This window comes from Thermosporothrix sp. COM3 (assembly GCF_059696735.1).
In genome coordinates, this window is the sequence record NZ_AP019376.1 from 5,627,021 (window position 1) to 5,639,616 (window position 12,596).

General features: G+C 51.1%; 8 protein-coding genes. 2 read left to right on the forward strand and 6 right to left on the reverse strand.

Features of this window, described 5'->3' with window-relative positions; all coding sequences use genetic code 11:
* Window positions 1-397 precede the first annotated feature (397 nt).
* Both KTH_RS23850 and KTH_RS23855 read left to right on the forward strand, forming a co-directional pair.
* Window positions 398-943: an HNH endonuclease gene (locus KTH_RS23850; protein WP_497621434.1), complete on the forward strand. Its 546-nt coding sequence runs from the start codon at window positions 398-400 to the stop codon at window positions 941-943.
* Between the two features lie 314 nt (window positions 944-1,257).
* On the forward strand, window positions 1,258-2,724 hold the full coding sequence (locus KTH_RS23855; RefSeq protein ID WP_497621436.1) for a DUF3536 domain-containing protein: 1,467 nt from the start codon (window positions 1,258-1,260) through the stop codon (window positions 2,722-2,724).
* 32 nt (window positions 2,725-2,756) lie between these two features.
* Here KTH_RS23855 and KTH_RS23860 read toward each other — a convergent pair whose 3' ends face one another.
* The 6 genes from KTH_RS23860 to ffh form a co-directional block, all read right to left on the reverse strand.
* Window positions 2,757-3,809, reverse strand: a complete 1,053-nt coding sequence (locus tag KTH_RS23860; RefSeq protein ID WP_497621438.1) for a DUF6585 family protein — start codon at window positions 3,807-3,809, stop codon at window positions 2,757-2,759.
* Window positions 3,810-3,969: 160 nt separating this feature from the next.
* Window positions 3,970-5,688, reverse strand: a complete 1,719-nt coding sequence (locus tag KTH_RS23865) for a L,D-transpeptidase family protein (RefSeq protein WP_497621439.1) — start codon at window positions 5,686-5,688, stop codon at window positions 3,970-3,972.
* Between the two features lie 156 nt (window positions 5,689-5,844).
* The gene (locus KTH_RS23870; RefSeq protein ID WP_497621441.1) at window positions 5,845-7,569 is read right to left on the reverse strand and encodes a L,D-transpeptidase family protein; all 1,725 of its coding nucleotides are present in this window, start codon (window positions 7,567-7,569) and stop codon (window positions 5,845-5,847) included.
* A 193-nt stretch (window positions 7,570-7,762) separates the two neighbouring features.
* Window positions 7,763-9,484, reverse strand: a complete 1,722-nt coding sequence (locus KTH_RS23875) for a L,D-transpeptidase (RefSeq protein ID WP_497621443.1) — start codon at window positions 9,482-9,484, stop codon at window positions 7,763-7,765.
* 107 nt (window positions 9,485-9,591) lie between these two features.
* Window positions 9,592-10,677 carry a L,D-transpeptidase gene (locus KTH_RS23880; RefSeq protein ID WP_497621445.1) on the reverse strand — a complete coding sequence of 362 codons (1,086 nt, stop codon included), beginning with the start codon at window positions 10,675-10,677 and terminating at the stop codon, window positions 9,592-9,594.
* A 341-nt stretch (window positions 10,678-11,018) separates the two neighbouring features.
* Window positions 11,019-12,521 carry a signal recognition particle protein gene (ffh, locus tag KTH_RS23885; protein WP_497623277.1) on the reverse strand — a complete coding sequence of 501 codons (1,503 nt, stop codon included), beginning with the start codon at window positions 12,519-12,521 and terminating at the stop codon, window positions 11,019-11,021.
* Window positions 12,522-12,596: the final 75 nt, after the last annotated feature.

A 12,596-nucleotide genomic window follows, 5' to 3' on the forward strand; every position in this document is an offset into this window, starting at 1 on the left:
GCACATGCTCCCCAGGAGGGGTGAAATGGTTCAGACAAGCCTACAATCGATGAGGTCTAACCATAGCATGTGTCTTTTTGCCTTTTTAAGGCGCTTCCCCCCTTCAATGCAGGATCTCCAGATACATTCATCCTTCTGGAAACAGTTGTATCCCGCTTTTTCCCTGTTCCCTTCTCAGGCCGCTTTTTGTCTACAGGGAAGCGGACTCCCTGCATTGCCTGGCTCCCCTGGACGTGCAAAGGATACCTGTACTTATCCACCTGGACGTTACAGACGGCGAAAACGCTGAGGGACCGGGGGAAAATGCTCCCTGTCAGTACTCCTTTTTTCCCCTCAGTCCTTGTTCCTCGCTGTCTGTGATTGGGTCGTCTCTGACAGAGAGGAAAGGATAGTATTCATGCCTGTTCTTGTGCTGAATTCCTCACTACAACCTCTCTCGGTCATCACTGAGCGCCGCCTGATTGTACTGTTATCAAAACATAAGGTGACGTTTCTAGACGAAAATGTTCGTCAGTTGATCGAAGAGAGCATTGCAGCTCGACGCCTTGAGCTTGAGCGACCGGTAATTGTTCAGTTGCTGGCTAATATTCGTGTGCCTCGTATGACGCTGCAACCCACACGCGCCAATATCCTGTTGCGCGATGATGAGACCTGCCAGTATTGCGGCAAGCACTCTCGTGATCTGACTCTGGATCATGTCATTCCGCGCTCGCGAGGCGGAAAGAGCACCTGGGAAAACCTGGTTGCTTGCTGCCGGGCCTGCAACGGAAAGAAGGGAAACCGGTTGCTCAAAGAAGTCAATATGCGTCTGTTGCGTCAGCCTTGTGCCCTGACAACCGAATATGCCGGGGTATTCCTGCTGCGCTACCCCAAGCTGCGTGCCGCCTATGAGGAGTTCATCAACGGTTTTCAGAGCGGGCAGGTCAGTGGCATAAGTGCCTAAAATCAGCAGGATGTATGCCCTTAGAGGAGACATTGGGGAACCTGGTCTTATCCTTCTATTGATCAGGGAGCAAAGGTTATCTTTGCTCCCTCTCGTGCATCTATACCTCTGCTCTACACGTATCTAGAAATAAGGATGAGTATATCCGACAAGAATGGCGAGAATGGGGGCTTTGCGCCTGCCCTTGTTGCTTAAACGTATGTTTCTATGCTTGATGCCTGCTCTCTGAGAGAGTTGTTATCATTCTTGTAAGTTGTTTTTTGTTGCTTGCTACGCGCATGCCTGACCCCCTGTTTTTCTGGTGAAGGTGGTTTATGATAGAACAGATCGCTGCTGAGGAGTCCATGTCTCAAACTCACCCGGGTTCCGTCTACCTGTGCTTGCATGGACATTTTTATCAGCCGCCTCGTGAAGATCCTTTTACACATATTCTTCCTATTGAATCAGATGCTGCTCCTTTTAAAAATTTCAATGAAAAGATTACGGCTGAATGCTATCGTCCGAATGCTGAAGCGGGCAATTTCGCTGCTATCAGTTTTGACCTTGGGCCAACGCTGGCGGCCTGGTTGGAACAGACCCACCCTGACGTCTATCGGCTGATTCTGGACTCAGATCGGCAGCACTATCAACGTTACGGCGTCGGAAATGCAATGGCACAGGCATATAATCATACTATCCTTCCGCTGGCAAATGCCCGTGACAAGCGCACCCAGATCCTCTGGGGGTTACAGGATTTTGCGCACCGGTTCGGGCGTCCGGCGCATGGAATGTGGCTTGCTGAAACGGCAATTGACCTTGAAAGTCTGGATATTATGGCAGACCAGGGAATCACATATACTATTCTGGCCCCCTGGCAGGTAGCGACGCCCATTGACCCGACCGAACCGTATCTTGTACGGTTGCCTTCCGGACGCACCATGACGGTCTTTTTCTACAATGCTCCGCTTTCGGGTGGCGTCTCGTTTGATGGGAATCTCACAAGCAATGCCGATGTGTTTGCCTCTACCCATCTTCCTGCCCAGGTGGTGCAGGAGAAACAACGTGCTGGCGAGGCACAAATGCTCTTGATTGCAACGGATGGCGAGCTCTACGGGCATCATAAGCCCTGGCGTGATAAGTTTCTGTCCTACCTGATCCAGCATGGTGCGCCAGAGCATGGCTTTGAGATCTGTACGCCCGAGCGCTTTATGCTGATGCATCCCGCTCAAAAAGAGGTGCAATTGAAGGTTCCCAGTGCGTGGAGTTGTGGACACGGCGTAGCTCGTTGGAGTACCGGCTGCTCGTGTACAGAGGGTGATAGTCGCTGGAAGGAGCCGCTACGTGAGGCGTTGAACCGGCTGGAAGAGCGGGCCGACCGAGTGTTTGAGCTGCGGGCCGGTGAAGCTCTGCATGATCCCTGGGGTGCTCGTGATGCGTACCTGTCGTTGCGTAATGGCTGGATCTCAGAAGAGCACTTCTGGAAACAATATGGCAGACAGCAACCTTCCGCTGAGGATATGCATCACACGCGGTTGTTGTTAGAGGCACAGTATTATATCCAGTGTAGTTTTACCAGTTGTGGTTTTTTCTTCGAGGATCTAGACCGCATCGAGCCTCGAAATTGTATCGCCTTTGCGCGCCGGGCAATCAGCCTGATCTGGGAAGCGACGGGTATCGATCTGCAACAGGAGTTTGTCAGCGATCTACGCCAAACGAAAAGCTGGCGCTCGGGCGTAACCGGTGCATACCTCTACCGACAGTTACCGGTTGTGAGTGCCTGGAAGCTACCAGCGCTTCAGTAGCAAGTTCTGCGGGTGATTGCTCTTTGTAGCGGTCACCCGAGCTGTCTGAGCTCGATATAGCGAAGCAGGTCGCTCAGCTCATCAAGATGGTGGAGCATCCAGCGAGGGAATGCGAACCATTCCTGTTCGGTGCCTTTGCGTCCTAGCATCAAATCTTCCTCCCCCAGATTCACCCCTTTGATCTCGTCCCAGAGAAGTGTGATACCCGCCTGATAGAGCGTGATTCCATGTCTGCTGATCGCCAGCGGACCAAAATCGAGCTCGCTTCCGGTGTTGTACGCCTGAATATGTGGATATTGAAGTAGCGCGTGTTCTCGTTGTGCATAAGTGATGAGCTCACACATAATATTCAGGTTCGGGATGCGAGCCGCTTTGAGGCGTGCCTGTGGCTCTTTGTGTCCCGTTTGATAGAGCAGCACATCCTGTTCCGTGATTTCGAGCTTCCAGGTTTGTTCCCAGGAAAGAAAGAGGCGACGCGCCGGGATGGCAATCCCTTTTCGGTTTACAAGTAATGCATCGAACGAGATAGTGTCACCCGCTTGATAGGCAGAGATGGCGCGTTTGAGCAAGCGCAGTGTGATCTCGTGTTCTATCAGCGCTCCGAGGCTGGTGATATCGTTGAGTTCGTGGGTGAATTCAAATCGTGCTCCGTCGCTTCTGCGGATGCTGTATGCATAGAGATCTGGTGGGCGAAATTGCTTCCAGAGCCGCTCCATCTGATCCCAACGAATAATATCCAGTTTCCGGGTGGAAACGATTAAACCTTCCGGGCAGACGTAGATGTAGGTGCGTGGATAAAAGGCAGGGGCAAAGAGAATCCAGCCTCCCAGTGCCAGCCAGGCAAACCCGATAAGAGGTAACAGCAGCAGTTGCCAGAGCGGCCACGACGGCATCAGGAGCTGATAGGTAAGTAAGAATGTGGCGATAAAGACGATGCCAAGCACAATGCAGAGTGAACCGATGATATGGTAACGCAGTGTTTCCGGTTTGCCACTGAAGATCTTTTCTGGCATACCTAATCGATAAGCTGTTGCTGCCCCGATGATTTCTAGTGGTATCTGCCGGATTGATGCTACCTGACGCATACCGTTCCTCTGATCTTTTTCTTTTGGTATCTTCTCTCCTTTATTTACGTTGAAAAAGCGGAAAATTGCAAGTGGTGCTAGAAAAAGAGACAACCGAAGTTATTCCTTCGATTGTCTCTCCGCAGGATTGAAAGCCTCACAAGAAGCCAGTAGAATGGATTTAGTAGATAATAATGGCTGTGTCCTGGTTGGTATGCTGATAGAGCCACTGCATATCTTCGACTGGCAAGTTAATGCAGCCATGACTTCCGGTACCTGCTGAAGCTTGATTCCCGCTCGCATCCTGATGCGGGAATTGTGATCCGGGACCATAGGTGCCACGCCAGGCGGTATCGTGAATGAAATAGCCCCCTTGATGATACATAATGGCATAGTTAATCGGGGTATCAGGGTACCAGTATGGTGAGCCCGGGGGATAGGGACTGGTAAACTTTGTCGGCGAAAGCCGTTGTAAAACGGGCCAGAAACCGGGTAATGAGGGGAGTTCCGGGCGTCCGGTTGCGACATAAAACGCTCGGAGGAGCCGTCCCTGCTGATAGACGCGGAGGGCTTGTTCTGTGAAGGAGACAACGATGACGAGCTTTTGTTCAACACCATAATAGCGAAGCGCTTGCTTATCTGTGTTATGTGGTTGATCGAAGGGAGTTCTATCCCTGTAGTTCTCCTTGAGCAACTGATGGTTAAACTGGGCGTTTTTGATGTCCTGAAGGGCTCTTGCTAGCTCTGCATCCGTTTGTGCGTCCGCAAGTGCATGACGTAAGTCAGAGAAGACGCCCTGCTCCATGTAGCCCGCGTTGAGATCGTATAAGCCACCGTCATAGCCGTTATACCAGGGATGCATGCTGGCCCAGGTGGTGATATCCTGGCTCAATTGTTGTAGCCGATAGTCTCCCTCCTGGCGTAAGAGCGCCTGATGAACAATCTGTTGATGTGCCTGGACCTTCTGTGCAAAGCTGCTGTATTCCTCATAGGTGCTGATTGCGGGCACCGCCTTCCAATCGTCTCTCAGCCAGCGTGTGTACTGTTCTGGATCGCCTCCGTAATGCTGAAAGGCGTTGATGTCGGTTTCCAGCGCTTGCAGACTGGATGTAGTGAGCGAGGGAAGTGCCTGAAGTGCCTGTTCCTTCGCCTGTTTGAGCGTTGTTGTGAGCAGACGATGAACCTGTAGGATGCTCTCAGGCGAGTCCTGCCGTGTGAAAAGCTGTTGTCCGCTCTTGTACTGTTTCTGGATTGCTTCTGTATTTAGATGTGCCTTCTGCATTATAGAGAGCGCTCCCTGTACTTCCTCAAAAAGACGGCGGTTCTCCGGGAGAAGGGTAAGCACTTTGTTTGTGCGCTGTGCCTCTGCGCTGATCGCTGCGAATTCGCGAGGAAGCTGCGCATGCAAGCTTTGTTGTTGTGCTCGTTTGAGCTTTTCTTGCAGCCCGTTGACTGGAAAACCTCGCTGTTGCGCTCCTTCTAGCGATCTCTGAAGGGCCTGAAGATCTTGCAGTGCCTGCCGCTGTGCTTGGATGGTGGCTTGCTGGAGGATGCGCTGTACCTCTGTTTGAAGCTGAGCATACTCTTCGATGGATCTATGATAATACTCGTGATAGACCTGTGTCTGAAATAATGTCATGGGCGCTTGCTCGATAATCAGTTGCTTGCGTAAGAGGACTGGCGCGAGCTGCTGTTCCGAAACGCCCGCTGAACGAGCGGTTGTGATGGCTGTTTCCAGCTTGAGATAGCTTGCCTCGGCCTGATTCTGAAGCGCCGAGGGGCTCCCACAGCCGTTGAGGAGAGCGATTCCCAGAATCCCGAGAAGAAGAAGAAGCGCGATGATCTGCAGAAAACGTTCTCGCAATACATTGATATATCTTGTATTTGTTTTTGAGATCATATCGTTTTATCCTTCTTACCGTGCTCTGGCTCTTTGGTTCATTATAAACAGGAGGTGAATAGAAAAAAGATCGATCTTAGGGGGTGCTGTGTGGAAGGAAGGCAAAAAGAAAGGAGGGATAGCGAAAACGCCTATCCCTCCGGTGGATTGTTGCCGTTAGTACATGATGATAGGGGTATTGTAGTCGGTGTGTTCGTAGATCCAGCGCATCTGCTCGGTTGGCATATTCACACAGCCGTGTGTGCCAGAACTGGCACTGGCTGCGCCACCGGAATCGGTATGCGGGAACTGAGTTCCCGGGCCATAGTCCAGACGCCAGGGCGAGTCATGCAGGAAGTAGCCACCATCGCGGTACAGGATGCCGTAGTTGATCGGAGTGTCCTCGTACCAGTAGGGAGAGCCCTTCGGGAAAGGAGATTTAAAGACCATGTTTGTATCACGCAGCAACGGCTTCCAGAAGCCCGGTACTGCTGGCAGCTCAGGGCGTCCGCTGGTGATATGGACTGCATAGATGACTTTCCCGTTCTGATAGACACGAAGCGCCTGCTGTGAGAAGGAGACCACGATCACCACATCGTTCTGCACTTTGTAGCGCTCCATCAGTTTCAGATCGGCGTTGTGAGGCTTATCAAACGGCGTTGAGTCCTTAAAGTCTTCATAGGACATCTGCTGATGGAAAATGGCGTTGCTGATCTCGGTATAGGCGTTTTGCATTGCTTCATAGGTAGTTGCCTCGTTATAGAGCCGTTCCAGATCCTCGCCCAGTCCATGCTGCTGATAGCCAAAGTTCAGCGGATAGGTCTGTCCATCATTTGGGTCGTGGTAGGTCTCCTTTTTGCCATAGCTCTCGACGTCGTTATAATACTGGTTCAGCAACAGCTTGGTATCAACCTTGAGCAGATCGAACTTCATTGCGTTCTGCAAGGTTGACGCCTTCTTCGCAAAGGTGTTATATTGCTCAACCGATTTGGTATTTTGCTGCATGCTCTTGAGCTCATCGAGCTCTTTCTGATAGTTGCTTGTCTCGACCTTGTTCTGCTTGAGCTTGTCGAGCCTGGTTTCTAGATCCTTGATCTTGGATTGAGTGATCATCGGGATCGCTTCTTTGAACTGGGTAGCAGCCTGCTGATAGTCGGCATCGATCTGCTGGTTAATCTTCTGGAGATCCTGTGGAGAAGCAGCCTTCCCCATCGCGTCTTTGTTGGTCTGATACTTCTGCTGGTAGGTTGTGACGTCGAGCTTGCCATCAGCCATCAGGTCGATGGTTTCCTTGAAAGAGTTGAGCTTCTCAGCGGTATCGCCAAGCATGTTCAGGGTTTTGATGGCGTTGTTTGCCTCGGCAATGATCGCGTTATAGTCCTTTGGCAGTTTAGCAGTTTTCAGCTTTTCCTGGCTGACACCATAGTTTGCTTTGAGCGTATCAACGGGCAGACCTTTTGAGTTCTGCTGTCCAAGAAGCCGCTGCCAGCTTTCCAGATCTTTGCTGGCCTGGTTTTGCAGTTGCTGAGTAGCAACGGGAACCACTCCCTGTGTCTGGAGGGTCAACTGCTTATAGCGAGTGGCAAGGTTATTGTAATATTGGTCAACCGCCGGGGCATTCAGGCCAAGAAAGTTGACCGGTGCAGGCGTCTGGCCGAGCTCATCTTTTTGTTTGTTGATTTTGGTCAGATAGCTATCAGGAACCCCGATATCATGAGCATGTTGTAGTTCTTTTTCAAACGCTTGCTTGTTTTGCGTTGCCTGACTCTGGTACTTGGGATCTCCTCCACAGGCGCTGAGGAGAACCAGAAGCATGCTCAGAAGTAGAGACAGCGCGAGCACCGTGCGCGTCTTGCGAAACCGTTGTGAGCTTGTTTTCTGGTGTGCTGAACGTGATGGCATGAGAAGGCTTCTCCTCTTTTTGAGAAACAGAACGTTTTTCCAAAAGATTTTTCAGGATAAATAGATACGTATATGCCTATAATTATATCGTTTTATGTGCCGAAATGCATCACCTTTATTGAGGGGAGCAGGACATTCAAGGCGAGAAGATGGAGGGGCTGCGCCTTTCCCGGGACAGCCCTCCAGAGTACTTTTAGTACATGATGATAGGGGTATTGTAGTCGGTGTGTTCGTAGATCCAGCGCATCTGCTCGGTTGGCATATTGATACAGCCGTGCGTTCCAGAACTGGCACTGGCTGCGCCACCGGAATCGGTATGCGGGAATTGTTTGCCCGGGCCATAGTCCAGACGCCAGGGCGAGTCATGCAGGAAGTAGCCACCATCGTGATACAGGATGCCATAGTTGATCGGAGTGTCCTCGTACCAGTAGGGAGAGCCCTTCGGGAAAGGAGATTTAAAGACCATGTTTGTATCACGCAGCAACGGCTTCCAGATGCCTGGTACTGCTGGCAGCTCGGTACGCCCGCTCACAATCGGGATAGCATAGATGACCTTGCCGTTCTGATAGATGCGCAGTGCCTGCTCAACAAATGAGACGACGATGACAAGGTCGTTTTGCAGCTTGTAGCGCTCAAGCAACTTCCTGTCAGTCTCATGTGGCTGGTTGTACGGTGTTTTGTCGCTGTAGTCTTCGCCGAGCATGCGCTGATGGAAGATACCATTGCTGATGTCGGTGTATGCCTGCTGCATCTCTTCATAGGTTGTCGCGTTGTTGTAGGCTTTGTCCAGATCCTCGCCCAATCCACGCTGCTCATACTCGAAGTTCAGTGCATACGTCTGGCCGTCAGGCGCATTGAAGTAGGTGTATTTCTTACCATACTCTTCAACCTCCCGATGATATTGATCCAGCAACAGCTTGGTATCAACCTTGAGCAGATCGAACTTCATCGCGTCCTGGAGTGCTGATGCCTTCTTCGCAAAGGCGTTGTATTCATCAACCGTCTTGGTGGTCTGTTGCATGCTCTTCAAAGCGTCAAACTGGCTTTGATAGCTGCTTGTCTCGACCTTGTTCTGCTTGAGCTTATCGAGCCTGGTTTCCAGATCCTTGATCTTTGCCTGAGTGATGATAGGAATGGAACTCTTAAACTGGGTAGCAGCCTGCTGATAGTCGGCATCGATCTGCTGGTTAATCTTCTGGAGATCCTGTGGAGAAGCAGCCTTCCCCATCGCGTCTTTGTTGGTCTGATACTTCTGCTGGTAGGTTGTGACGTCGAGCTTGCCATCAGCCATCAGGTCGATGGTTTCCTTGAAAGAGTTGAGCTTCTCAGCGGTATCACCAAGCATGTTCAGGGTTTTCATGCCAGTATTGGCCTCGGCAATGATCGCGTTATAGTCCTTTGGCAGTTTGGCGGTTTTCAGCTTTTCCTGGCTGGCTGTATAGTTTGCTTTGAGTGTATCAACGGGCAGACCTTTTGAGTTCTGCTGTCCAAGAAGCCGCTGCCAGCTTTCCAGATCTTTGCTGGCCTGGTTTTGCAGTTGCTGAGTAGCAACGGGAACCACTCCCTGTGTCTGGAGGGTCAACTGCTTATAGCGAGTGGCAAGGTTATTGTAATACTGATCTACTGCTTGTCCATTCAGGCTAAAGAGAGTTAAAGGAGCAAAGGTATTGTTCAGAGCATCTTTTTGCTTTTGAATAGATTTGAGATAGGTATCAGGAACCCCGATATCAGAAGCATGTTGTAGTTCTTTTTCAAACGCTTGCTTGTTCTGTTCAGCCTGGGCTCTATAGTGAGAGTCGCTGCCGCAAGCGGTTAGAAGAACTGAGAGCGCACTTATCAGAAGCAACAGGGTCAGTACGGACCGTGTTGTTCGGACAAGGCTTGATTGGTTCCTATGAGATGCTGATGATGTCATAGGAGTGTTCTCCTCTAGTTTGGCACAAATCCAACGGGAGTATATTCTGTTTTTGGCGCAGAATAACTCCCATTTGGTCTCTCGGGTGAGAGTGGAACAATAATGCATTAGTATATAATAATTTTTGAGCCAGGTTTTATATTATGAAATATCCAGCCTAACTGTTCTGTTTGCAAGTTAACGCAACCATGACTACCAGTACCCGCCTGTTTATCGCCTCCCGAATCCTGATGGGGGAATTGGGTATAGGGTCCATAGTCCTTTCTCCACCAGGTGTCATGAAGCAGATAGCCAACATCACGGAATTTGATCGTGTAGTTGACGGTGACCGGATCATAGTATTCGGGTGATCCGGGCGGTTCAAGGGTCATCATAAGCTGATTCGTTAGATAGTCACTCAGCGGGAAGATTCCCGGGGGCGTTGGTCGATTATAACGTCCGGTCGTGACAAGAAACGCTTTGGTAAGCTGCCCATTTTCATAAACACGTAGCGCCTGCTCAGTTAATGAAACGACGAGTACCTGACCGTTTTGAGCATCATAGTGTTTGAGTAGCTGGCGGTCGGTGGGATGCTCTTTATTATAAGGTGTTGTATCATTGAAATTGGCCTCTAGCATATAGAGATGAAAAAGAGCATTGGCGATATCATCGTACACCTTTTGTGATGAGCCTCCCTGAGCCAGTTCAGCCTTCAGGTCGGGAATGACCCCATATCCATCATCCAGTTCAAGATAGGACGAGTCTAAGAGATAGTCCTTTCCATCGTAGGGGTTATGCCATTTATGGGCGTTCCCCCAGTTTACTCCCTCCTCTTTTAGAATGCTGAGCAGGCTCTGTGCATTCCCACCAGCGCGGGCTTTCTGCGCCTCCGTCAGATCCGCGGCAAGCTGAGCCGAGAATGAATAATAATCCTGCTGCCTTGTCAACGTTGTTAGCTGCTTCTTAGCCGAGTCAAGACGCTGCTGGAGGGAAGCACTCTCTCCTCCCGAACCTTTCAACTGGTTCACGATATTCTCAAATACTTGAAGCGTCTCTTTCGCCCGGTTCTTCATGCTCTGCGTGGGCAAATTCTCTAGCTGTTCATTATGGATGTTTTGTCCATACTTTTTTTGTTCGATTCGGGATTCATCCCCATGATAGACAGTGCCATGTGCTCCGGCGTTCAGGCCGCATGCATTCAGCAGAAAAGCCATGCACACCAGAACGAATGGGAACAGCGCCCTCACCTTCCTTCCTGTACCCCTCCGCTTGATAGAACGAGATTGATACCGAGATTGATACATAGTAGCAGCATCTCCCTCTAGCTCTTTTGCATGTGTTGTATCAGGCTGGACCTATGTATTACATCGCAAAAAGCCCGGAAACACCATGTTTTCTCAGAGCAGAGAGGACCTTTGGGGGGCTATGTATCCTTTCTCTACGAGCGTTCTACTTTTCTGAACGTCTGGCAGAGACAAATTGTTCCGCTGAATATGGGCAAAAAAAGCAGAGCCCTGCTTGTAATTGGGCCCTGCCTGTAGATACGATAGACAATTTAACGTCTGCCACGAGCTTTCTGCTTCTTGCGCTTCTCTTTGCGTGCGGCTTTACCTGTCTTTTTCCCGCGTGGCTTGGGCAGTGCGGGCATCTCGCCCATATTGCCGTCTCCTAGACCGGGGAAACCGCCTCCCAGGCCGGGGAAACCACCGCCGCCTTTGCCATACTGGCGCATCAGTTGAGCGAACGGTCCTTTCCCGGTGCTGATCTGTCGGAAGACACTGCGCATCTCATTGAACTGCTTCAGCAGCGCGTTGAGCTCCTCAACTTTCGTGCCACTACCTGCTGCGATACGCTTGCGGCGGCTGCCGTTAATAATGTCGGGGTTGCGGCGCTCCTCCTTTGTCATGGAGAGGATCATTGCCTCGACATACTTGAGCTGGTCGCTTTCGAGGGCTTCTTCCATTTCAGGCATTTGTAGCAGCTTATTGAAGCCGGGCAACATTTCCATCACGGAGCGCAAGGGCCCCATACGTTTCAGTTGGCGCATCGCGGTCAGGAAGTCTTCCAGATCGAACTTACCGGCCTTCAGCTTCTCCTGCGCCTTGAGTGCCTCTTCCTCGTCAATGGCTTCCTGCGCCTGCTCAATCAGTGAGAGCACATCACCCATACCGAGAATACGCGAGGCCAGACGGTCGGGATGGAAGGGAACAAGCGCGTCAGTCTTTTCGCCGACACCCATGAACTTGACCGGCAACCCGGTAACGGCGCGAATCGAGAGGGCCGCACCACCACGGGCGTCGCCATCCATCTTGGTCAGGATCATGCCGGTGAGCGAGACGGCCTCATTAAAGTCTTTTGCCACGCGCACGGCTTCCTGACCGGTCATGGCGTCGGCCACGAGCAAGATTTCATGCGGCTGCACGCGCGAGCGGATCGTGCGTACCTCTTCCATCATGCGCTCGTCAATATTCAAGCGGCCTGCGGTATCCAGAATAATGACGTTACAGGCCTGTTCGCGGGCATGCTCAAGCGCGTTTACACAGATATCAACGGGATCTGCCCCCATCTGTTCCCAATAGACAGGGAGCTGAAGTTGCTTGCCAAGCGCTTTCAACTGGTTCACGGCTGCCGGGCGGTACATGTCTGCGGCTACCAGCAGAGGGCGCATTCCCTGTTTGTCACGCAGATAGCGTCCGAGCTTGGCTGCGGTCGTCGTTTTACCGGAACCCTGCAAACCGACCAGCATAATGACCGGCGGATTGCCGCTGAGTTCCAGCTTGTTTTTACCCTCGGTACCGCCAAGCACCTCGATCAATTCGTCATTTACAATTGACAGTACCTGCTGTGCCGGGGAGAGGCTCCCCAGAACGTCAGCGCCAATAGCTTTCTCTTTGACTCGTTCTACAAACTGTCGGGCAACCTTTAAATTAACGTCGGCTTCGATAAGGGCAATTCGCACCTCACGCAGAGCGGCGTTTACATCTTCTTCTGTCAGTTTTCCCTGGCCGCTCAGGTTGTTAAAAATGCCTTCAAGCCGTTTGGATAAGCTTTCAAACATTGCCATAGGATTTATCTCGTTCCTCTCTCCGCCAAGCAGATTATGCTATAGTTGGCTACCATTATATCATGCTTC

What these genes read in the sequence shown, in the direction of transcription:
- ffh (WP_497623277.1), bottom strand. Translation starts at nt 12,521, where the DNA reads ATGTTTGAAAGCTTATCCAAACGGCTTGAAGGCATTTTTAACAACCTG.
- KTH_RS23855 (WP_497621436.1), top strand. Translation starts at nt 1,258, where the DNA reads ATGATAGAACAGATCGCTGCTGAGGAGTCCATGTCTCAAACTCACCCG.
- KTH_RS23880 (WP_497621445.1), bottom strand. Translation starts at nt 10,677, where the DNA reads ATGGCTTTTCTGCTGAATGCATGCGGCCTGAACGCCGGAGCACATGGC.
- KTH_RS23860 (WP_497621438.1), bottom strand. Translation starts at nt 3,809, where the DNA reads ATGCGTCAGGTAGCATCAATCCGGCAGATACCACTAGAAATCATCGGG.
- KTH_RS23870 (WP_497621441.1), bottom strand. Translation starts at nt 7,569, where the DNA reads ATGCCATCACGTTCAGCACACCAGAAAACAAGCTCACAACGGTTTCGC.
- KTH_RS23875 (WP_497621443.1), bottom strand. Translation starts at nt 9,484, where the DNA reads ATGACATCATCAGCATCTCATAGGAACCAATCAAGCCTTGTCCGAACA.
- KTH_RS23850 (WP_497621434.1), top strand. Translation starts at nt 398, where the DNA reads ATGCCTGTTCTTGTGCTGAATTCCTCACTACAACCTCTCTCGGTCATC.
- KTH_RS23865 (WP_497621439.1), bottom strand. Translation starts at nt 5,688, where the DNA reads ATGATCTCAAAAACAAATACAAGATATATCAATGTATTGCGAGAACGT.